We start from the raw sequence: 22,754 nt of genomic DNA on the forward strand, positions 1-22,754 counted from the left end.
CATTTATCAAATAAATAAATTTCATACTAAATTGATTCGACACGCTTCCAAATATACCTGCTTTACTAAAATACGAATATAGCATTCGACAAAAAAAGCAGACAATGATTAAAACGTCACTGTCTGCAATAGAATGTTGGTGAATAATGAAACAACCACAATGTTAGGAAGATAAGAGTACTAGGTATTCTTTAGAATCATTCCACTTTACCAATCTTTTCAGATATCTATTCAATTTTATAACCATAGTTATTGTGGGATCGCCAAGCTCGATCCAACTACAACATTATCACTAGTCAAGCCATTTGCTTGTTTAATCTTCGCAATGCCATCTATACTACCGTAATACTTCATGGCTATGTTATAAAGTGTATCCCCTGTTTGAACAGTATGTAAACGACCACTCACCTGCGCTTGTTGATAGGCTTCATCAGGTGAGGTTGTATTGGTTTCAGTAGTCTGTCCGTTATTATTTGGAGTCGTTGTAACAGTATCCTTTGGAGGTTCTACCGCTGCATTGTCATCCTTCTTTGTGGATGTATCCACTTTTTCTTTAGTTGCTGTCTTTTCTTCTTTAACTTTTTCTTTTTCCTTCTTGTCTTCCGCTTTGTCTTCCGCTTTTTCTTCAGCTTTTGCTTGTGTATTTGCTTTTGTATTGGTTTCAAATTTCACATGATCTTTTTCTAATTCCGTTTCTTCATTACCACCCTTGTCATAGAAAAAACCAACATAAATAAGGATGGATATAGGAATTGATATAAAGATAACGGCTAAAATCGTTGGTAATGGATTAATACGTCGTTTCTTTTTCTTATTATTATTACCATGAAGCTGACTACGGGTCATTCTCGAAGGGTTTTCGTTATTCTCAGAATCGAGCTTTAACTTAATGGTTTGACGATGCTCTTCTATTTTTTCGCGATAATCCTTTTGAGCCATCTTAACCACTCCTTTTTCACTAGTACTATTCTATATTATGACGAAATAAAACATAAAAGTAAATGTACGTTCTGTTAAAGATTCGGCAATAAAGCAGTCAACCTCTCTTTCCACGAACCTATATTTCCCTTCATTTCTAAATGCTTCCTTCTTTTCAAAATTGAAGAAATTTCTATTCCACAATAATGGCAGCAATGAGCAGGTTTTTCTTCTAATGACTGCCCGAAATAATGTAGTAGCTGCTCACGTATACATTTCTCTGCTGTTACAAGTTCCTTCATTTCGTCTACTTGATGAACTTTACTAAAACGAATTGCAGTAAGCTTTTGTTGCACTTCTTCTGGCATCAAACTTTGCATCCAATAAGAAAGTACACGAAACCCAGTTTCACTTATTTGATGTTGATCTAGCATAATTGCTGGGTTTCCACCTTGCTGCATGTATGCTACATACTGTTCGACATGGCGTTGCTGAGGTAAATCTTCTGTGACGATAAATTTCGTCATATCCTCATCATTTGGAACATAAAGCAATATTGACAGTGCTTCCTGTCCATCACGTCCTGCACGCCCTACCTCTTGCATATAGTTGGCTACAGTAGATGGTATATGATCGTGAATGATTTGACGAACATTATCTTTGTGAACTCCCATACCAAAAGCGTTAGTTGCACAAATCCATTCGAGCTGCCCAGCCAAAAATTGCTGTTGGATAAATTGTCGATCTTCTGCCTCCATCCCCGCATGATATGCTGCTGCTCGAATACCATTAGCTAAAAGTTGCTCAGCATAGACACCCGTTTTTTTACGGGACTGTGTATATATGATCCCTGGACCACAAGTTTTTAAGACATGATCCACTATCCATGGGGCTTTTTCAGCGGTGTTTTCAAGTTGTACTACATCATAGTGTAAATTGAAACGGTCCACAGAATGAATATATTCAAATGGCTCTCTCATATGCAAATAATTCTTCATATCTTTTACAACTTGCTCTGTTGCAGTAGCACTTAATGCTAAAATCGGTGGGCGTTTCGTATCATCTAGCCAGTCAGTAATTTTTAAATAATCTGGTCTAAAATCAAACCCCCATTGTGAAATACAATGCGCTTCATCTACAACAATTAGTCCTAACTGCATTTCACGAAGTGCGCCTTGTACTTGTGGATTCATCAACATTTCCGGTGATGTAAAAATGAATCGATATTGCTGTAAATGCTGTAATACATTTCGTTTCTCAGACATTTGCAAAAATGAATTTAATGCTACAACACGCTTTTCTCCATATCGTTTTAATTGCTCTACTTGATCTTGCATTAACGATAACAATGGAGAAATGATTAATATCGGTTTATTTAATATATAACCAGGTAATTGATAACAGAGCGACTTTCCCATTCCAGTTGGTAATAGAGCAATCACATCTTGACTTTCAATGAGTGCTTCTATTACTTCCTTTTGACCAGAGCGAAATGTTGAATAACCAAAATGTTGTTGTAATAGCTTCTCCAAATTTGTCATTTCACATTTCTCCTTTCGCCGCAAGAATGAGCCTGATTTGGAAATAAGAAAGTTCAGGAACAACATCACGCAATACTTTTAATTTTTTACTATTTACTTGTTTTACAGCATGTACAATTGCCTCAACATTTTGAGACTCAACAAATTGTTCAAGTGGAAACTGCGACATAGTCATCGCCATCTCTACGAAATGATCTTCAATCGTACTTTCTTTCAAACGACGCATCGTAGCAATTTGTTCTAACGTAAAACCTTGTTGAAATAAGTTTGCAGTCTTTTGAGATGACTCTGTTAAGAGTTGTTCAATACGTACTCCTTCAGCAAGTTGTGACAAATAGTGCTTGGGCTCTTCATATAAAGTATCTAACCACATATGCAGTGCTTCTATATAAGCTAGTTGAATATCTAACAAAGAACGATTTTGTTCCCTAGCAAGCTGTTGCCACGTCCAGCCAGGTGTATTAAATCCACTTAAACGATAGAGTAAAAGATTTAATGAGGAATCTTCAACATCCAACTTATTAAGAGAATCTGAGATTTCAACTCTCATAGCATGATAAAACATGTCTGATTTATAATTATTTTTTACTAAAAATTTTTTTACCCATAATTGAATATCTTCATCTTTTTGGATTGGAGCAAACGATTTTATTTCCTGTACTGAATATGACAATGATTGTACGACTAATGATAATCTTTTGAAAAAGATATGCTCATTCCCTCGATAATACCAGCCATTAAAATACATAGGTTTACTTTTTCCAAGTACCTCTAAACCGGTATTTGTTAGTATAAAATACTGTTCATCTCTATATGTAGCATAGCCTAAGTCAATTAGTTGTTCTGCATACTCCATATATATTTCTTTTGTGAGTTTAGGTGTTAAGCCGAAAAAAGAATGGAGATTAAAATTTCCTACATCTTGAATTGTTTGTCCTGAACGTTTTCCTTTTAGCAAATGAAAACCCGCTGAAACGGAGCGTTCACCTCCAAATTTATGAAAAATCTGTAACAAAATTTGTTGTATGTACAATGCGATTTCCCCCATGAATAAGTAATTTTGGTTGAAATGTGTTGAAAAGCACTTTAGAATGAAAAGGAAGCTAATTAGGAGCGATTGTAAAAAGGAGAGAGAAGCATGGCGAAATTTACCATTGTTGATAAAGATACATGTATTGCATGTGGTGCTTGCGGCGCTGCTGCACCAGATATTTATGATTATGACGACGAGGGTATTGCCTTCGTTATTCTAGATGATAACATGGGAACTGAAGAAGTTCCAGATGATCTAATGGAAGATATGCAAGATGCATTCGAAGGATGTCCTACTGATTCAATTAAAGTAGCTGACGAGTCATTCGAAGGCGATGCATTAAAATACGAATAGTATTAAAGTACAGAGACTATTTTCACTAAGTGGAAATAGTCTTTTTTTGTTGTAGTCATATGTTGCACAACTTATCCGTATATTGAGTAAAAGTTGTCCTGCCATTATTCGAATTATAATTTATTTTCTTTATTTTTTGGCAAATAGTAATTTACATTAAAACTATTTAAGTTCAAGGGGCTGATACTTTGAAAAACTTACTCATAGGACTGATAAAATTTGCACTATCCACCTTTTTTATCTTTATCTTTGTATATATTAAGATATTTTCAGAGGCTGGTCCTCTAATGTCATTTGATTACGATGTGAGCGAAATCATATTCATCTTTATAGCTATTATGTTAGGTATGGTATCATCTGAATTGCTTATAAATGTATTTCATTACGAATAGAGAAAAAACTGCAGAATTGCTTCTGCAGTTTTTTTAATAACTTTTCGTCCGATCACGTTTCATTAAATAACTAATAAGTAATAATGCAGATCCTGCACCTAGCTGAGTAAACCAAGTAATATTAACAAGGGGACCTAGCTCATCAGTAAGGTAAAGAATAGCTATAAACAAGCCAAAAGTTACTACTCCCAAAACTCCTGATTTAACGATAGTTCTTTTCGACATTTTTTCTTCAAATGCACTTTGTTTTAACTGCTTCAATATTAGATAAAGTAAGCCTGAGCCTATTGCAACAACTGCAACGACATTTATTATAGATGAATATAAATAAATCTGATCTGATTTTGTTAAATAGCGACCAATAGCTCCAATAATAATGAACCAACCAATTATGTCACATAAAATTTCGACACCGAAAGTAACAAGACTTCCCTTCTTTTCTTTCGGCAATGCCTCCACTATTTCTTCAGCGTACAATTTTGGATTAGAACCAAACACATCACTTGCTGTTTTCCCTTCCGCTTGAGCTAATAATAAATGGTCGAGGATCTCTGTTAATACTTCCTCTGATTGACGTTCAGAGAGTAATAAATGCGCTCTAATATAGACAATTAATTTATCAAAATAGATTTCATTTTCTTTCGTTAATAGCTTACGTTTTTCATTATTATCTGCTATTAACTTCTTCACTATAACCATTTCCGCTTATCCCCTCTCGGTAGTCGTTCACACCACTTAGAATTTTATAAGATATAGAATTAATCCTTACTTACTAACCCTTCTCTTTCATTAGTTTTCCTACAGCATCAGAAATACCAAGCCATTCAGAGCGAATATCATCTAATGCTTCTTTGCCCGCTGTTGTAAGTTTATAATATTTACGATTAGGGCCATAATCTGAAGGTCTCATTTCTCCTGTAATTAATTCATTCTTTTGAAGCCGTAGAAGAACTGGATAAATTGTACCTTCACTGACATCAGATAAGCCTATTGTTTGTAGCTTTTTTGATAGCTCGTAGCCATAGACAACTTCATTTTCAATTACTGCCAATACGCAGCCATCTAATATGCCTTTTAGCAATTGACTTCTTATAGACACCCTATTCAACACCCCTCAGTACATTGCATGACAAGATAGCTATATAAATAAAACACTATTTTGTATTACAAAATAGCTACATTTACTATATATTGGAATGGTTTGGTTGTCAACTATGTGGTTATACAAAGTAGCTAAATCACTAGTTGCATTAACTACTAATTTAAGGTAGAATTTTAGTATCAGGTACTAATAGTAACTATATACAGGAGGCTATTATGGAGAACTTACTACAATTAAAAAATAAAAATATCGTCGTAATGGGCGTGGCAAATGATCGTAGCATTGCATGGGGAATCGCAAAATCTCTTTTCGACGTCGGCGCTAACGTCATCTTTACTTATCGAAAAGAACGCTCTTTAATGAAATTGGAAAAGTTAATGGCAGGTTATGAAGGCCAAGAGGCTACTTTCATCCAATGTGATGTGAATAGTGATGAAAGTATTAAAGCTGCTTTCGATACAATTGGTGCTAAAGTTGGTACAATTCATGGTATCGTACATTCAGTTGCATTTGCAAACGCAGAGGATTTAAAAAACCGTTTCCTTGAAACTTCCCGTGATGGCTATGCTTTTGCACAAGACACAAGTGCCTATTCACTAATTGCAGCTGCAAAAGCTGCACATCCTTATATGACTGAAGGCGGTTCAATTGTAACAATGAGTTATCTTGGAGCTGAACGTGTCTTAGAAGGATACAATGTTATGGGTGTAGCTAAAGCTGCCCTAGAAGCATCTGTAAGATATTTAGCAGCGGATATCGGTGCTGATAATATTCGTGTTAATGCGATTTCAGCTGGTGCGATTAAAACTTTAGCAGCAAAAGGCGTACCTTCATTCAACAAAATTTTAAACCGTATTGAAGAAAGCGCACCGTTAAAACGTAATGTTACACAAGCTGAAGTAGCTGATATGACAATTGTTATGCTTAGTCATTTATCTCGTGGCGTCACTGGCGAAACGATTTATATTGATGGTGGCTATAATATTATGGGAATTTAATAATATTACGCACTCTTAGGGGTGCGTTTTTCTCGTTATTACGTTACTTTTTCATCCTGTCAAAATAGTCAATACTTACCCTCAAATAATTTATGCACCAAAACCGCGAATGCCCACTAATACAATGATTAATAAACAACCTAGCACAACAATTGAAATAGTACTCATACCAAAATATTTTAAGGGTCCACTTTCTTTTGATTTTACACCTTTAATACCTAACCAAAAACTTACTATCCAAGAAGCAATCCATAACGAAAGCACACCATATCTTCCATTTAAAATCACTTATATCTCACTCTTATTCAAAAGATTTCAATATGATCATTCTGAATATAATCGATTACCTGATCAATATAAGATTCTAAAGGGTATGAAGTATCTATCTTTAAACAGTTTATTTCTTCTGGCTTCTTACTATTTTGAATTGTATATAAAAAATCCTCTTTTGAATTTATAGAAGCGATCTGACTCATCTTACGATTTCTTGAAGCTAACCGATGATTAATTTCTTCAAAATCATTTAGTAAGCACTCCACATACTTATAAGTTACATTATGCTTTTTCTGTAGTGAAAGACCTCTATCAATCATTTCATCATATAAGCATGGACTATCAAAAATCACACTATTGCCTAGCCCAAGATAATAATCTATTAGCTGCCAATCCATTTCATAAGAAATAGAACCTGATGTTTTTCTATCTAATATTTCTTTACAACTCGCTAATAAGGCTGATTTGATAATGTCATGATCTACTATAATCGCACCAGTACGCTTTGCAATAGCTTGCGCAAGTGTGGATTTACCTGATCCAGGAAATCCAGACATTTGAATAAAAAACACTGTTCTATAACTCCTTTCACTACCAAACTAGGTGAAGTTTATCTTTATAAAAATGAATAGCGCGCTCGTATTCCTTAATACTTTCATCTTTAGTAGACGAGATAATCACATCAAGTAATTGCCCAATAGAATCTTCGTGCTTTTTCAAATTGAACAAAGTCATCGCGTAAAATACTTGGAGCGCTTTAAAATTCGGATATTTTGTGATACCTTCTTGAAATACTTTTTCTGACTTCTGATACTCCCCAATTGTTCGATACGTGCTACCTAAACCTAGATAAGCATTAGGTTCATCTTGATTATTTAATCCTAGTAAAATAGCTTTTTCATAGTATAGTATGGCTTCATTTTCAAGACCTAGAACATCTAAGCTCCATGCAGTTTGATAATTTACTAATCCATCTTCCGGGTAATCCCGATGAATATCCATCATTAATTGATTAGAATCTCTTAATAAATTTTTCTCTCGTAGTTGTAAAACCTTTTCTAGTCTCTGCATAAATCGGCTCACTCCCTAATATACGATGGACTAATAACCCATTTTTCTAACTCTACAAAGATTACATTTATTAGTATCTCTTCCGTTTTGCCACATGCTCTAATTTCTTTGTACAACTTACACAATGAAAGTTTTTTGCTTTTCTCTCTTTATATAGCTTGTAATGCTTCGTACCTTCTATCAATTTATAAGGTTCTTTACACAAACCACAGACTACTTCATAATAAATCACCATCGTTTATTGCCCCTCTCCATATAAATTTTATTGATTTCTTCGCCTAGCATTCAATTTAAATAGCAACCAGATTTCATCAACTCTTCCTATAACTGTCCGGATCTAATCCAAAAAACTATCCGATATGATCCCGATATCGAAACGCCAAGTATCAAAATAATCAAGATTCTAAATATATCTAATCTATTTATTTCATCTAGGGCCTCCATATTGATGACCACCCAAATGCTTAAAAAGATTACTGTTAAATAAAAACATATATTAGGAATTATCCACAGCATCCTTTTCATTTTGTTGTCCATAAAAACCCCCTTTTCACTTCTCTCTAACATCTATACATCATTATCCTATATATTCAAAATAATTACATCTAATATAAAAAAGACTAACTAATTTCAGCTAGTCTTTTTCCTTTTATCAAAACCATCTAATTCAAAAAAATATTAGAGTGAATATGTTCAACATACTTTTTATAAACAATAAGAGTATTAATTAAGAGAAATGATGTTGACTTTAGATACTTACATTTCCTAAACTTAACAAGCTAACCGAGCATAACAACTTCCATATGTTCTTTCGTAAATTTGATATCTGTTGACAGCGAATATGCTGATGAATTTATCTTTGAAACAACACATTTTGCTAATTCACCATTTTTAAAGTGGACAACAGCGCCATCATCTACTGCTAATCCAGATGAAATTCTTCCATTACTTATAAGCTTAAATAGTGCTTGTTTACTCTCTTCATCATTGTAGTAAGGGCATAAAACTCCTTTTATTAAACCTAAGCCTGCGGAAATTTTGTATACTAAGGATTCGTCCTTCCATACCCCTTCTTCAAACAAGTATATTGCGCTCGTACCTGCTCCAACTATGATTTTCCCTTTATGATAGGCTTCTTTAAGTTTCTCTTCCATCTTAAATTTTCTCCATATATTGATCATAAAATTCAAGTTACCATCACCAATATAAAGAATGTCTTGTTTCTCTATTATGGAATTCAGACATTTTTCATTCATGTCAGAAATCGTAATATGTGTAGGCTTACATTTCTTAATAGAAAAAACTTTATAAAAATCTTTAATATACCTTTCATTATCCTCACTCGCTGTTGCTATAAAACAAATGCTAGGTTTTATATTTACTGCTTGCTGTAATATATATTGTTCTTGTAATGGATTATCTATATTTGTTGAAAAGTTGCCACCTCCGAGTGCAATAAATTGCAACATCTTACTGTCATCTATACAAGTCATAGTATGTTACCTCTCCAGTTAAAATTCGTTAATTTATCGTTTTTATATTTCCAAACTTCTAACACTTTCTTAATCTAATTAGGTTGGAACTTTTTTTTCACGATCCAATGATACGTAAACGTGACTGTTAAAATTACCCAAAGAATTGTTGCAAATAGATTAATAGAAAAGTTTGCCCCCACTGAGCCAGTTATAAGCAAATTCATCGCATGTTTGCTCATTCCAGCTGGATTTACCACATCTAAGACTGGATGAAGCCCTACTAACATTCTACAAATTAGTAACGTAATAATACCTATTAATGCAATTAACGCTTGGCTATTTAACACTGCGCTTAGCATTGTAGTGAACGATAAGCTAAAAAGGATCCACAATAAATAACAAAAAAGTGCAGTAATCATTAGTGATAACTCTATACCGGTAAACAGGAAATGAATGTATAACAAAGAAACGACATAACCAATCCCCACACTTATTGAGACTAATAAATAATTAGAAAGGAGCTTTCCACCAATATAAGAGCTAACAGTAACTGGCCTTGTTAAAATAAATGCTAACATTCCACTCGATTTATCTGATTGAATTAACCCCATCATAGCAATGACAATTATCATTATGCCAAGTTGATCGAATTGTGAGCCCAACGTTGCTGCAAGAACCTGCCCTCCTGTCTGTTCAGTCATAGATGGATCAATTGAAATTCCTTGTGTACCACCAAGTGCTTCTAAAATTGAGGGTAAGTAATATGTCATGATTGGCTGCGTCGCGCCTAAAAAGATAAAAACAAGGGGCAACCAGATTAATTTGAAATCATTCAACACTTGACTATATTCTTTTTTCATTAGTACAGCTAAAGAATTCATGTACCCACCACCAATTTCAAAAATATTTCTTCAAGGGTTTCGTGTTCATCAATTTCAAAACGTATAATATCAACATTATTTTCTAATGCATTCTGGATAAGAGAATTTTTATATTTTACAACATCATCTAATGTAACTTTTACTTTATGGCCAGTCATTTCTGCATCTTTTACATACGGGAGCATTTTCACTGTATCTACCCAAGATTTATCATTATGTGTGATTTCTAAATATACAACAGGTTTACTATTACGACTTATCAGGTCAAGCATTGTTGTATCTTCAATTTTTATACCATTTTTAATGACAACGAATCTTTCACAAATTTCCTCTGCGTCACTTAAAATATGGGTTGATAATAATATTGTTGTTTCTTGCTTAATTTCTTGAATCAAATTTAGAACCTCTCTTCTACCTATCGGGTCTAAAGCCGAGACCGGTTCATCCATTACGATAAAAGCTGGTTTATGTAACAACGCCTGTGCTATACCAAGTCTTTGCTTCATACCACCTGAGAAAGTTCGAACTTTGGCATCCTCTTCATCTGAAAGCCCCACTTTAGCTAATATTATCGGTACATCTCTATTCAATTCTTTTTTTGAAATACCCGACAGTTGCCCCATAAAAAAAAGTGTTTCTTTCGCGGTCATCCATTCATAAAAATTTGGATACTGAGGTAGGTAACCTATTTCACGCTTCATTTTCGAGATGTTTTTACCTTCTAAAAGTACTTCACCTTCGTCTGTATGAAGGATATCAGCAATTATCTTAATTAATGTCGATTTTCCCGCTCCGTTAGGTCCTATTAATCCTACGCATTGACCCGTTTCTAATACCATTGAAAATTGACTAACGGCTTTCTTTTCCTTAAATTTTTTTGTTACATTTTTAATTTCTAGTTTCATTATGCTCTACTATCCTTTCTTCCTATTACGAAATATAAAATCGGACCTATTGTATTGCAAAATAAAATAACAAGTGTCCAAATAAAGACATTTTCCCTAGTCTTACGATTACGATATAAATCTAATAAAGCAATCAAAATTAAAATAAATCCTACTGCCATAAAAGGTAATATGATTGGTAAAACTCCCATCCAATCTATATCCTTTAAATCTTCCAGATTATAATGTAATTGCATTTTATATCCCCTCTCTTGAATTTATTATTCATTATCATTATTGATAATGATAATATAATTGTAGTACATTTGTATAGACTTTTCTCAAATTATTTTTATTTCAACCAATTTTTGTGAATTAAAAATAATATAAATATTGTACTTGTAATTTTAATAATTCATGTTGATAATATTATCAATATGGATAATGAAAATTTTTTTCAAAGGAGAAATAATGAATAATAAAGCTGAAGTTTTAATTCACCCTGTAAGAATGAAAATATCTCAAGCTCTTATGAGAAATAAAGAAACTGGTCTCACTCCACTTGAAATGGTGAAGATTATAGAAGATGTGCCACAAGCCACTCTATATAGACATATTCAAGTGCTTTTAGATGCTGGTATTATCCAAATTATAAAAGAGAAAAAAGTCAGATCTGTATTTGAGAAATACTATTCACTAAACGAGGAAGCTGCTCGACTTGACTCAGAAGAATGGCAAAAATTATCCAAAGAAGAAAAGGTTAATTATTTATCTTATTATCAATTATCTTTAATGACTCAATATGAAAGTTATTTATCAGGATTAGAACTAGACGGATCTAAAGAAGACAAGGCAACCTTTTCACTTTTAGAGTTAAAAATTGACGATGAACATTTTGATAATTTCCAGCAAGAATTAAATAGTTTAATGATCAAGTATTACAATAAAAAAATTAACAACCAAAATATCCCTACACGTACAGTCGCAGTAACAATTATTCCAAAATCTTAGCTTTAAAATATGGTTAGGACTACACCATAATTAAGTGAAAATAATGAGAAAGTAAAGTTGCTCCTATTTGATACCTCTTCGCTATTTTCTAAATATCGGAAACTAAAGTTTAATAAATACAAAATAGGCATATAAAAAGGACTAGCTGAATTTCTAGGCTAGTCCTTTTTATATTAAATTTCATTTCATCTTGAAAATACTCAAATCGTCCATCCTTTTAATGAGAGCATATCAGATGCTCTCAATTCATCACTCTCTATAACCATCACTTGCATACCACATTCACTAGTAGTTTCATGCCATTCACCCTTGTCCCAAAACACAACATCACCGGGACCTACCGTTTTTCCGCCTTCTTTACCAGCAACATTACCTGCTCCGTTTAATACTATAAGCAATTGATTCGTTACTGTTTGATGGTTACCTATCACACCATCCTCTTCTAAAGTCATTAAACTAATATTCGTTGATGTTGAAGTTTGGCAAATATGCGATAGTTGAAAATCCGAATCAAACGCATTCATCCTTCTTTTAGTTATATTAAATATTTGCAATTACTCTCACCCCTAAATGTTTATTGCGAACTTTTTTTTCAATTGAGCTTCATAATTCCAGATTTTTTTCATGGCTACTCAAAAAACCTCTTTGCAATTGTAATAAAACTAGTGAAAGAACTACTGCATTAATAGCATAAAAAATAGCATACACAACAGACTCTTTCTTTTCGTAAACTTCGAAAATCGGTAAAATATTAGGAACTACTAATAATATTATTGTAACGACAGATGAATAAAAGATACTTTTGTGTTTAAAAACCCCAATAAAGCTTGAAATGAACACAATCAATAGAGCGAAATAATGATAGTAAGGAATAACAGACACATATTCTCTCCTCTATAATGTTATTTGTTACTGATAAAATATAATCACTTCACTTACATGATTCACTAACTTTCTTACACACAAAAATCATTGAATAACTATCATTCGTTATTAGGTTTTCTTGCCAATCTTGATATATTTGAATAACTTCAAACCCATGATTCGCAAGCATTCGTTCCATCTCCTTTGGGTAAACATACCTTAATGTAATATTAGTACTCACTTCATTTACTATATGATTTGTTTCATCTTTATATTTTCGAATTGTTGTATAATATTGCAATTGATTGAGCGCATCATATTTTGCAATTGTAGATACATCCACTTTATGTTGCGTGTCAATATCAATATACGTATACCAGTGTTCTTCTGTTTCTGGCTGTAATAATTCTTCAGCACTTGGAAATCTCGTATTAAAGATGAAAATGCCATTTTGAAAAAGATGTCTATTAACCGATGAAAATAAGCCATCTTGATCTTCATTCTTTAGAAAATGTTGAAAAGAATTCCCAACAGAGAATGCAAAGTCGGTTTTAATATTTAATTCTAACTTCGTACAGTCTTGCTGAATCCATTTTATTGGTAATTTCATTTTACTAGCTTTCTTCTTCGCTTCATTTAGCATACCTTCATGTGAATCTATTCCTACTATCTTATGACTACTTTTGGCTAGAGGTATCGTTGCCCTGCCAGTTCCACATGCAATATCAAGAATTGGACCTTCAGCCTTTGACGCCCATTTTTGTAGAAATGGAATATCATCTGTGTAACGGTTATTTTCCTTATCGTATAATACTGGATTATCATATTCTTCTGTATTGTGTTTTATTGACATAATTTAATATCTCCTTTTATCTTTTTGATTCATCAATCTACCAGTACTTATGTAAATTTCCCCCTAATAATCTTCCATTTTTTTATTGTCCCATATTTTCAAAATTATCACATTAACATTCTAAAAATACTGCTGCTAATTTTCTATTTGAGGCGCTTTTTTTGATATTAGTAAATATGAACAAAAAAACTGCGAGAGTACTCCTCGCAGTTTTCCCTTATACAATCTCTTCAAAATATTGCACTGTTTTCATCGGGTCCCCTATTTCCCTTAAGGACCACACCTCATCTAAATACACTTCAGCAAGTTTCTCATATCGTCCACCATGTTTTACTGCCCATTCGATCGCTACTACACTTTCATAAACATGCGCCATTTTCTTTGCTAATTTTTTCGCCTCAAAACTTTGTAAATCGGCATCTAAACCCGCGAATTTAGAAAGTTCTTCTGTTAATAATTTTAGCTGAATAACGACAATTTGTTTTTGCTCATTATTTGTAATTTGCTGTAGACGTTTTTGCATAACATCCGTGAATACAGTATGTGCTGAGTATTTATTTACTAAACGGATTAATTCTAATCCTAGAATATTCGCAGTCCCTTCCCAAACCGTAAGAACTTGGGCATCACGTAATAATCTTGGTGTCACAAAATCCTCAATATAGCCATTTCCACCATGCATTTCAATTGCTTCGTGTGCAAAATGAATTGCTTGCTCAGCTGTTTCCTTTTTCATAATAGCGATATACAAGCGGTTCAATATCACTTCTTTTTCCGTAGCTTCACCCGCTGTCACTCTTTCATAAAGTCCAATCAAATCAAATACGGTTGCTACTTCCACATGAAGTGTTGCTGCAAGCTTACTTAATGTATCTCGTACCATAGGAAAATCGGCCAATCTCTTGCCAAATGCATTTCTACGGGTTGCATAGTCTTTTGCCTCAAGTAATGCTCTGCGCATAATGCCAATAGATGCAACCGCATTACAAATCCGTGAGAGATTTAAAGCTTCCATCATATAGTAAAATCCTCTAGTAGGATCTCCCACAACAAAAGCTTCAGCTCCATCAAATTCTACTTCACCTGAAGGTACTGCCCTAACACCTAGTTTATCTTTCAAACGGCGCACACGTAAATGATTGACTTCTCCGTTCTCCTTACGCCAAGGTACTGCAAATAATGTTAATCCTTTTGAACCTCCTGAGGCCCCTTCAATACGTGCAAGCACCATTGCAACTCCGCACATTCCTGCGTTCGATGCGAAATATTTTTCACCATATAATCGGAAATTGTTGCCTTCTTTTATTGCTTTTACAACATTGGCACCAACGTCTGAACCACCTTGTCTTTCTGTTAAAAACGTAGCCCCTTCAAATAATGGACCTTCCCCTGTAGAACAAACAGGTGTTAAAAAACGCTCTTTTAATGACTCATCTGCATAATGGTCTAATAAATAAGCTGTAGCCATAGTTAAAGTGACAGGACAATAAAAGCCCGGCTCAGCATGGGATAATAAATATCCTTGTGCAAAGCTATATGTGTAATTCCCTTTCACACCAAGCGCAGGAATCTCCTTATGCACATAGCCCACAATCCCCGTATCATAAGTTTCCTGTATAGTTTTTTTATAGCCATCATTAACCCATACTTCAGAAACTTCTTCCCCATATTTATCATATCGTTTCAATCTCGGTTCGCCTTCACGATCAGTATGTTTTGCACGTAAGTCGATTTCGTTAGCACATAATTCACCAAAAACGCTTAATTCTCGATTAGCATAATCTAAAAAATCTGCATCTAATGTTTTTTCTAGTATAAGTTGTAAAGTTTGGTTATCATGAAAGAAGTTTCGTGCTGTTTGCTCAGTTACATCTTGTAATACTTTCATTGAGCTACACCTACATTTCTTAGAGGTTGTTTCAATATTTTTCCTGATGCATTTCTTGGTAGTGCTTCGACTTGTTCAAATAGCCTTGGCACTTTAAATTTCGCTAAATGCTCAGTTAAATAAGACTTCAACTCCTCTACATCGACTTGTTCAGCTGAAGCAAATACAGCTTTTACAGTTTCCCCCCATTCAGGATGAGGAACTCCTACTACTGCAACTTCATGAATACCAGCATACTGCAATATTTGTTCTTCAATCTCTTTTGGATAGATATTAACCCCACCTGAAATAATTAAATCTTTTTTTCTATCAACAACCCAAATGTACCCTTCTTCATCAAACTTAGCTAAGTCACCAGTTTTCAACCATTCACCTATAAATGCTGCTTTAGTTGCCTCTTCATTTTTATAGTAACCTAGCATATTACCTTCACCTAATAGAACAATTTCCCCTACTTCTCCTACCGCTACATCATCACCAATATCGTTAACTATACGTAGTTCTGTATGGAGTGGTGCACGGTGTCCTATGCTTCCTGCCTTATTTTCATGTTCATGTGCCATTAAAATCGAACCGCTTGGTCCTGCTTCTGTTAAACCATATACACATACCAAATTGTCAGTTTTAAAAGCGTGTTGAATGAACTCTACTTCTTTTTTAGATACTGGTGCACCACCATATACCCACCATTTCATTGAAGAAAGGTCAGCATCACTTAACTTTGGACTTTGTGCTGTTAATAGATATGCTACCGGTGCTCCAAAGAAATGCGTCGTCTTCTCTTCAATAACAGTATCGATGAAAAGATCTGGTGTGAAAGTTGGTGTTAATACCGCGGTTGCTCCAACAATCATTCCAGCCATTAAAAATAAGTGTAAGGGAGCAGAGTGACTAAGTGGCATCATAAGGAGTAATCTACTCTCTGGCTTCATCTCCATTTCTACACAAATCATCTGGGCAACTGTTAATATATTTCGATAACTAAATAGTACACCCTTTGGATTACCAGTCGTACCAGAAGTATAGAGAATAGTTGATTCATCATCTTCTTTTAAAGAACAATTTATTTCTTTATCTTTACTAGTAGCTACTAAATGCTCGAAACTTAACCATCCATCTTCTTCAGCACCTGTTTTAATTAGTAAACCTGGATTTTGTAATTTTTCGACTACAGGAAATAAAAGCTCATGAGTTATGAAAGCGATTGCATCTGAATGTTCAACAATATATTCCACTTCTTTTATTGAAAACTTTGCATTGATTGGAACAATTACAGCTCCTAGACGCTGTACGGCAAAATAGCTAATCATAAATTCCACAACATTCGGCATATATAAGACAACTTTATCCCCCTGTTTAATTTGCTTTTCTTGTAAAGCATTAGCAAATTGATTAACTAGTTGATTTAACTCTTTGAAATTGATTCGCTTGCCTTGACTTACAATAGCTTCCCCATGTGGATACTTTCTTGCATTGCGCGTTAATAATTGTGAACTATTCAATATAACTGCCTCCTTTTAAACTATTTAACTTTTCAGTAAAATCAAGATGTAGAGTTTCCAACTCATCTCGAATTTCCTGTAACTCCCGCATTTTCTCATCGATTTCAGCCATTTTTAATTTTCCATATGCAACTGTTCTTTCAAGTTGTTTTTTACCTGTTCTATCCTTGTCAAATAGTAAAACCATTTCTTTGATTTCCTCGAGTGAAAACCCGTATCTCTTACCTCTGAAAATCAGTTTTAGCTTTGCATAATCTGAATTTGTGTACATTCTTTTTTTTGCATTTGTCCGTTGTGGAGACAATAAACCAAGTTCCTCGTAATAGCGAATTGTCCGTGTCGTTACATCGAATTCTTTTGCAATATCTGTAATTGTCCTCAATAGCGCCACCATCCTAACAAGAACTTAGAAGCAGTATATCATTGACGTTAACGTAAAGTTCAACCAATAACTATTCTAGTTTTCTATGAAAATACAACAATTCATTAAACGAAAAGCGCACTACAAAAATGTAGTACGCCTCATAATTAATCTAAATCAATAGTCATCACTTATAAAATGATGCACAATATCCGCTACCTTCCCGGGCTTAGCTAAATACATATTTTCTCCAGCCCACATTGATAGATATTCTGCTTTTCCTTGCTGACCTGCTACTTTACGTAACTCCTTTGTTAAATCATTTTGAACTGGATAAGGAGCAATCGGTTGATTTGCCATGTAAGTCATAAAATCGTTTACAATCCCTCTAGCAGCTTTCCCTGAAAAAGCGGTTGTCAAAGCTGTTTTATCTTTTTCTGATTTTAAAATTGCTTCTTTATGTAGTGGATGTGCGCCACTTTCTTCAGTTGCTAGAAGCGCCGTACCAATCTGAATAGCTTCTGCACCTTCATTAAGTAATTCAAGCATATGCTTTTTTGTCATAATACCCCCAGCAGTAATGATGGGGATGTTTATTTTGCCGATCGTGTTTTTAAGTAGCTCCATTGTTGGAATTAACGTAAGAGGCTCTAAAAACGTCCCACGGTGGCCACCTGCTTCCCCACCTTGTAAAACTACAGCGTCTAATCCAGCTTGTTCCACCGCAATTGCTTCTTCTACAGTCGTAGCAGTGCCCATGCAATAAGTCTCATGTTTGTGTAAATAGGATATTGTTTCTTGATCTGGTATTCCAAAAGTAAAAGAGCAAATTTTCACACCCTCATCAACGACTACTTTTACCTGCTCGGCGAACTCACTGAAAGATAGCACAACCTTTTCTTCCGACAACCCAAGTTCTTGTTGAAATGGCTTTAATGCCTCGTACGCTTGTGCAATCTGTTCATCAGTTGCCTCAACCTGTTCTGGAACAAACAAATTTACTGAGAATGATTTGTCAGTCAAAGTTTTTACTTCTCGAATACTATTTCTAGTCGCTTCCGCATTTAAATACCCTGCACCAATAGAACCTAAAATACCTGCATTTGCACTTGCTGCTACAAATTCAGGCGTCGTCACTCCAGCCATTGGTGCTTGTAAGATTGGTTTATCTATCCCTAAAATATTTTGAACAAACAAAGATTCCATTACTGACTCCCCTTTATGTTTTTTTCTCACTTATTACTAACGCACCTAATATCGTCAGCGCTAATCCCCCCCAAGATAACGCTTCACTGTATTCAAAATTACGAAAGAAAAATTTCCCTGCTATAGTTAGTATACCGATGAATAATATAATGGACCCTACTATTTTGCGATTCATATCATCACATTCTTTCTGTATGGCTTTCCATCAAATTTATTATAACGAACTGTCAATACTTTATCATTTATATGTCCTTTACAATTCTCAGCTAAAATTACATTTTATTATTCATTTTCTCTACAATTTTAGTTGAAAATGCAATACGATATATTTTTATTTTTTAATATGTACTTGTAATCATCATATAAAAAAATAAATTCAATTATACAAATTGGAAAAATAATGGTAATATCGATAAAAGAGTTATTTACAATATTTTGTAGAGAAAGTAGGAATTCAATGATTTATGAAGCTGATATCAATGTAAGAAAAAAGTTAGTACCTATGTTCGAAAATATGGATAGTACTATTGTTCTCTCATGTCTACAAGGACATATGGGAACCGCTTGGGTTGACAACCTTGAAAATCCTAAAGTAGCACAAGTAACTGTGGGGATTTTTGTATTTTATGCTGGAAATCCTAATACAAAGGAAGCAGAAGAACTATTATTCAATCTACCTGATTATACACTTGCAATTGTTAATAATGATGAATGGAAACTACTAATTGAAAAAGTACATAAAGGATCTACAGAAAAATTCCAACGATATAGATTTGAAAAGGTTCCTGAACATCTAGATGTGAGCTATATAAAGAACTTATTATCTACACTACCAGAAGGTTATGAACTAAAAAAAATAGATAAAACTATAGTGAATGAACCATCTTTTCATGAGCTTTCTGAAGACTTTATAAGTCAGTTTAATTCTATAGAAGATTTTTTAGATAGAGGTGTTGGTTTTGCTATTTTAATTGAAGGGAAAGCTGTGTGTGGGGCCACATCATATAGTATTTATGATGATGGGATTGAGATTGAAGTTGCTACACACCCTGATCATATAAGAAAAGGCTTAGCAACAATAACAGCTTCTGCCTTGATATTAGATTGTCTTAACAGAGGAATTTATCCTAGTTGGGATGGTGCTAATATAGAATCTGTTAAATTAGCTCAAAAGCTCGGATACATTTTTAAAGAATCTTATGATACTTACTTTATCGATTATCAAAAATAAGCCCTAAAGTTATTTTGTTTTTATTCTATTTTTAAGGAGTGGCTCAGCATGAAAAGAGGAATCATTGATCGTTTTGAAGGGGACATTGCTGTTGTTGAATTTGAAAATAGTCTGGAAGATTTTTCACTTACTCAATTACCTAAAGGTGTTCAAGCTGGAGATGTACTACTGTTTGAAAATGGAGAGATCACAATTGATTCAGAAGGAAAAGAACAATTGGGAAAAGAAGTAGCTGATTTGATGGAAGAGTTGTTTGAGGATTAATCTTTACTTCAATTCCTTTTTTTGTTTAGATTGCTAATTAGCAGATTTTTATTTTATTACATCGAAGATATGACCTTGGATTTATAAGAAGGCTAAAATGTGAAAAAATTAATTTCAAGGGAGATATTTAGTTGTATCATTACCGGTATAGGTTTATATTTTGTTTTTTTAGAGTATTAAATGTCTCCATTTTCTATTACTTTTAATTTGTTTGTCGTTTCTTTCTCTTGATATTTTATACAATATAATAGAAAAAAATAACACCCCCTATTCCCCATAGGGGGGTGTTATTTATCCATCCTCATAGCAAAAATATTTTTTTCTTCTACAGCTGATATTCACTATTTTTATGTATCAAAACTACACTATTTCTTCCTGAAGGCGAACTTGTAAATCTTTCAAACTTCTTTACTTATAAAGGCGAAATAAAGGAAATTATTAAGGATTTTTGAAGATTTTATTCAAGACAATAGAAATTCAAGTGGTTTTCTACATCTTCTCTTATTCATCCCCCCTAATTCCAAGATTTATATTTTATCAGGAAAACTAACATTGCTGGAATCACTATCTTAGTCATTTTCAGTAACCTTTTTCAATTATTTTCTAAATTATCGGAATAATTATGATAAAATAATAAATACAAGCTATATTCTTGGATATTCTAGGTATTATATTAAATTTGAGCTCTTGGAAGCTACATCCATTGAATTATTGTGAAAACGAAGCTGGAGAATTCATATATATTCAACTTATTTTCAAGGTATATCTCTGGTTGTAAATCAATATTCTTAAACAGTCTATCAGTTTAAAGTGTCTTAGGAAATCTCATTTCATTCATAAGATGTTCCTACTTTTTAAATCTATTTCAGCGTCTTATAAATAAACTAATTACATAAATGGAGTTCATAATATGCATGTTAGAGAAAATGGATTAATAAAGCAATGGCAAGCCTTTATAGAAATCACCAAAAACATCGAAAACACTACAGATGTTCAAAAAATAATTGAAGTCGTTATCGACACAATCGATAAAGCAGACGGAGGATTCCTACTTTTATGGGATGCAACACAAGAAACTCTCATTATTGAAGCTGCTGTTAATTTTAAAGAAGAATATTATATTCAGAGCAGGCTCGCTTCTGGTGAAGGGATATCTGGCACTGTGTTTAAAACTGGAAAAACGTTAGTTATCCATGGTGAAAGCGCAGTAAAGAAAGCAATGAGTAATATGAAAGAACCTAACTATCAATATTACTTAAAGTCTTCCGTTCAGCAGGTCCCACCAAAAAGCTGCCTTTCAGTACCTATTACTTATAAGGATAAAAAAATAGGTGTCTTAACTTTAGATAATTTTTTCTCTAATGATTATTTCACTGAAGAAGAAATAGGGTTTGTTGAAGCAATTGCTACTCAAATTGCAATAGTCTTCATCCTTAGCCAAAATCTTGAGGAAAAAGAAAAACGTGCACAAACTTTGAGCTCAACTTTAGCATCTCACCATAGTTTAAATGAAATTATTTTAAATGCACGTGATACAAAACAGATTATTTTATCATTAGCTAGTATGATTGACAAAGAACTTCTGTATTTTGATGCAGAGGGTCACTATTTGTTTGGTAGCCATAGTAGTACTAATATGAATCTCCCGACGATAATAGATTGGATAGAACTATCACTTTATCAATTCCCATCAAAAAAACAGTATTTTCAAGTTTCTTTGCCAAATGAATTGACTGGATACATTTTTAAAATATCCTCTTTATATGGTATAACCGGTTATCTTCTAGTTATTTGCCCAGCAAATTCACTAGATGTCTATTCAAAATTAACACTATCTCATGGCACTGCAATAATGGCTATTGAACAAATGAAGGAGCAAAAATTTTTAGAATCAAAAGTCCAAGAAAGAATGGCACTCTTTCAACAATTACTGATTTCTCAATCAGATCAAACATTAAATACGATGTTTGATGATACATACTTTCAAGCGTACTGCTTACTTTCTTATAAGCAGGAAGGTTTTAACGAGGCGAATTATGCAAACACATTAAATCTAGAGTCACAATATCAAAATAAATTCCGACCAATTGGGAACTGCATATTTTTCCCACATAAAGATTCTTTAATCATTTTAATTGCCTTAAGAGATCAACACGAGAATATCGAAAGCTCCCTTAATAAATATATTACTCTACAAAATAATGAACGAATTTTAATTGGTCGAGTTATCGCAAATATTGAAGGGATATTTGCGTCTTATCAGGATCTAGAACTTTTACAAAATACTCAACACTTAATAGATGGAACAATTATTTCATATAAAAAACTTGGAATATATCGTTATCTACTATCCATGTCTTCCATAGAAAAACAATATTTTGTTGAAGAAATATTGAATCCTATTTTACCCTCTCAAGATAACCAACGTACTAAAAACGACTTGTTAGATACACTTATTAATTATTTTCATTGTCATAAAAATGTTGCTCAAACTGCAGAACGAATGCATATGCACCAAAATACAGTCTATTATAGAATCCAACAAATAGAAGAAAAACTCCAACTCGATTTAAACGATATTCAACATGCCATGAATATACAAGCTGCTTTATTTTTATATAACCAGCAACCATAATAAATCCACGAGACTAA

General features: G+C 33.5%; 26 protein-coding genes. 6 read left to right on the plus strand and 20 right to left on the minus strand.

Annotated elements, in window-relative coordinates:
* Positions 1-249: 249 nt before the first annotated feature.
* The 3 genes from BK137_RS01775 to BK137_RS01785 form a co-directional block, all read right to left on the minus strand.
* Positions 250-939, minus strand: coding sequence for a LysM peptidoglycan-binding domain-containing protein (locus BK137_RS01775; RefSeq protein ID WP_038190787.1), 690 nt, complete (start codon positions 937-939; stop codon positions 250-252).
* 74 nt (positions 940-1,013) lie between these two features.
* Positions 1,014-2,459: a RecQ family ATP-dependent DNA helicase gene (locus BK137_RS01780; RefSeq protein ID WP_038190788.1), complete on the minus strand. Its 1,446-nt coding sequence runs from the start codon at positions 2,457-2,459 to the stop codon at positions 1,014-1,016.
* Between the two features lies 1 nt (position 2,460).
* Positions 2,461-3,492, minus strand: a complete 1,032-nt coding sequence (locus BK137_RS01785) for a YpbB family protein (RefSeq protein ID WP_162148723.1) — start codon at positions 3,490-3,492, stop codon at positions 2,461-2,463.
* 105 nt (positions 3,493-3,597) lie between these two features.
* Here BK137_RS01785 and BK137_RS01790 point away from each other — a divergent pair, with 105 nt between their 5' ends.
* Entirely contained in the window at positions 3,598-3,846 is a 249-nt protein-coding gene (locus BK137_RS01790; RefSeq protein WP_038190800.1) for a ferredoxin, read from the plus strand.
* A 425-nt stretch (positions 3,847-4,271) separates the two neighbouring features.
* Here the strand turns inward: BK137_RS01790 and BK137_RS01800 are convergent, their stop codons facing one another.
* Both BK137_RS01800 and BK137_RS01805 read right to left on the minus strand, forming a co-directional pair.
* Positions 4,272-4,937 (minus strand): DUF1129 family protein, encoded by a 666-nt coding sequence (locus tag BK137_RS01800; protein ID WP_038190806.1) that lies wholly within the window; start codon positions 4,935-4,937, stop codon positions 4,272-4,274.
* Positions 4,938-5,010: 73 nt separating this feature from the next.
* On the minus strand, positions 5,011-5,337 hold the full coding sequence (locus BK137_RS01805; protein ID WP_038190809.1) for a PadR family transcriptional regulator: 327 nt from the start codon (positions 5,335-5,337) through the stop codon (positions 5,011-5,013).
* 218 nt (positions 5,338-5,555) lie between these two features.
* Here BK137_RS01805 and BK137_RS01810 point away from each other — a divergent pair, with 218 nt between their 5' ends.
* Complete coding sequence (locus BK137_RS01810; RefSeq protein WP_038190811.1) at positions 5,556-6,338, plus strand: enoyl-ACP reductase FabI; 783 nt, start codon at positions 5,556-5,558, stop codon at positions 6,336-6,338.
* 90 nt (positions 6,339-6,428) lie between these two features.
* Here the strand turns inward: BK137_RS01810 and BK137_RS22150 are convergent, their stop codons facing one another.
* The 7 genes from BK137_RS22150 to BK137_RS01850 all read right to left on the minus strand — a co-directional run bounded on the left by BK137_RS22150 (position 6,429) and on the right by BK137_RS01850 (position 11,179).
* Positions 6,429-6,602, minus strand: a complete 174-nt coding sequence (locus BK137_RS22150) for a hypothetical protein (RefSeq protein WP_155981211.1) — start codon at positions 6,600-6,602, stop codon at positions 6,429-6,431.
* Positions 6,603-6,643: 41 nt separating this feature from the next.
* Positions 6,644-7,183 carry a P-loop nucleotide/nucleoside kinase family protein gene (locus BK137_RS01820; protein ID WP_038190817.1) on the minus strand — a complete coding sequence of 180 codons (540 nt, stop codon included), beginning with the start codon at positions 7,181-7,183 and terminating at the stop codon, positions 6,644-6,646.
* A gap of 19 nt (positions 7,184-7,202) precedes the next feature.
* The gene (locus BK137_RS01825; RefSeq protein WP_038190819.1) at positions 7,203-7,682 is read right to left on the minus strand and encodes a tetratricopeptide repeat protein; all 480 of its coding nucleotides are present in this window, start codon (positions 7,680-7,682) and stop codon (positions 7,203-7,205) included.
* 779 nt (positions 7,683-8,461) lie between these two features.
* Entirely contained in the window at positions 8,462-9,175 is a 714-nt protein-coding gene (locus tag BK137_RS01835; RefSeq protein WP_051448853.1) for a Type 1 glutamine amidotransferase-like domain-containing protein, read from the minus strand.
* A 74-nt stretch (positions 9,176-9,249) separates the two neighbouring features.
* A complete protein-coding gene (locus tag BK137_RS01840) occupies positions 9,250-10,038 on the minus strand; it encodes an ABC transporter permease (protein ID WP_038190835.1) in 789 nt (262 codons plus the stop codon).
* Positions 10,035-10,943, minus strand: coding sequence for an ABC transporter ATP-binding protein (locus BK137_RS01845; RefSeq protein WP_038190838.1), 909 nt, complete (start codon positions 10,941-10,943; stop codon positions 10,035-10,037). The genes BK137_RS01840 and BK137_RS01845 overlap by 4 nt, the downstream gene beginning before the upstream one ends.
* A complete protein-coding gene (locus BK137_RS01850; RefSeq protein WP_038190841.1) occupies positions 10,943-11,179 on the minus strand; it encodes a PLD nuclease N-terminal domain-containing protein in 237 nt (78 codons plus the stop codon). The genes BK137_RS01845 and BK137_RS01850 overlap by 1 nt, the downstream gene beginning before the upstream one ends.
* 214 nt (positions 11,180-11,393) lie before the next feature.
* Here BK137_RS01850 and BK137_RS01855 point away from each other — a divergent pair, with 214 nt between their 5' ends.
* The gene (locus BK137_RS01855) at positions 11,394-11,933 is read left to right on the plus strand and encodes a helix-turn-helix domain-containing protein (RefSeq protein WP_038190842.1); all 540 of its coding nucleotides are present in this window, start codon (positions 11,394-11,396) and stop codon (positions 11,931-11,933) included.
* A 200-nt stretch (positions 11,934-12,133) separates the two neighbouring features.
* Here BK137_RS01855 and BK137_RS01860 read toward each other — a convergent pair whose 3' ends face one another.
* The 8 genes from BK137_RS01860 to BK137_RS22155 form a co-directional block, all read right to left on the minus strand.
* Positions 12,134-12,487 (minus strand): cupin domain-containing protein, encoded by a 354-nt coding sequence (locus BK137_RS01860; RefSeq protein ID WP_038190844.1) that lies wholly within the window; start codon positions 12,485-12,487, stop codon positions 12,134-12,136.
* Positions 12,488-12,536: 49 nt separating this feature from the next.
* Entirely contained in the window at positions 12,537-12,815 is a 279-nt protein-coding gene (locus tag BK137_RS01865) for a hypothetical protein (protein ID WP_038190851.1), read from the minus strand.
* A 49-nt stretch (positions 12,816-12,864) separates the two neighbouring features.
* On the minus strand, positions 12,865-13,650 hold the full coding sequence (locus tag BK137_RS01870; RefSeq protein ID WP_038190855.1) for a class I SAM-dependent methyltransferase: 786 nt from the start codon (positions 13,648-13,650) through the stop codon (positions 12,865-12,867).
* A gap of 217 nt (positions 13,651-13,867) precedes the next feature.
* Positions 13,868-15,538, minus strand: coding sequence for an acyl-CoA dehydrogenase family protein (locus BK137_RS01875; protein ID WP_038190857.1), 1,671 nt, complete (start codon positions 15,536-15,538; stop codon positions 13,868-13,870).
* A complete protein-coding gene (locus BK137_RS01880; RefSeq protein ID WP_038190860.1) occupies positions 15,535-17,040 on the minus strand; it encodes a class I adenylate-forming enzyme family protein in 1,506 nt (501 codons plus the stop codon). Before BK137_RS01880 ends, BK137_RS01875 begins: the two co-directional genes overlap by 4 nt.
* Positions 17,033-17,422 (minus strand): MerR family transcriptional regulator, encoded by a 390-nt coding sequence (locus tag BK137_RS01885; RefSeq protein WP_235175777.1) that lies wholly within the window; start codon positions 17,420-17,422, stop codon positions 17,033-17,035. Before BK137_RS01885 ends, BK137_RS01880 begins: the two co-directional genes overlap by 8 nt.
* Before the next feature lie 156 nt (positions 17,423-17,578).
* Entirely contained in the window at positions 17,579-18,607 is a 1,029-nt protein-coding gene (locus tag BK137_RS01890; RefSeq protein WP_038190875.1) for an NAD(P)H-dependent flavin oxidoreductase, read from the minus strand.
* A 13-nt stretch (positions 18,608-18,620) separates the two neighbouring features.
* Positions 18,621-18,782 (minus strand): hypothetical protein, encoded by a 162-nt coding sequence (locus tag BK137_RS22155; RefSeq protein WP_155981212.1) that lies wholly within the window; start codon positions 18,780-18,782, stop codon positions 18,621-18,623.
* 282 nt (positions 18,783-19,064) lie between these two features.
* Between BK137_RS22155 and BK137_RS01895 the strand changes: the two genes are divergently transcribed.
* The 3 genes from BK137_RS01895 (at position 19,065) to BK137_RS01905 (ending at position 22,737) form a co-directional block, all read left to right on the plus strand.
* Entirely contained in the window at positions 19,065-19,838 is a 774-nt protein-coding gene (locus BK137_RS01895) for a GNAT family N-acetyltransferase (protein WP_038190877.1), read from the plus strand.
* 48 nt (positions 19,839-19,886) lie between these two features.
* The gene (locus tag BK137_RS01900) at positions 19,887-20,102 is read left to right on the plus strand and encodes a DUF3006 domain-containing protein (RefSeq protein ID WP_038190881.1); all 216 of its coding nucleotides are present in this window, start codon (positions 19,887-19,889) and stop codon (positions 20,100-20,102) included.
* Between the two features lie 910 nt (positions 20,103-21,012).
* The gene (locus BK137_RS01905; protein ID WP_038190883.1) at positions 21,013-22,737 is read left to right on the plus strand and encodes a helix-turn-helix domain-containing protein; all 1,725 of its coding nucleotides are present in this window, start codon (positions 21,013-21,015) and stop codon (positions 22,735-22,737) included.
* The last annotated feature ends 17 nt before the right edge of the window (positions 22,738-22,754 follow it).

The sequence above is a fragment of the Viridibacillus arenosi genome, from assembly GCF_001955655.1.
Taxonomy (GTDB): domain Bacteria; phylum Bacillota; class Bacilli; order Bacillales_A; family Planococcaceae; genus Viridibacillus; species Viridibacillus arenosi.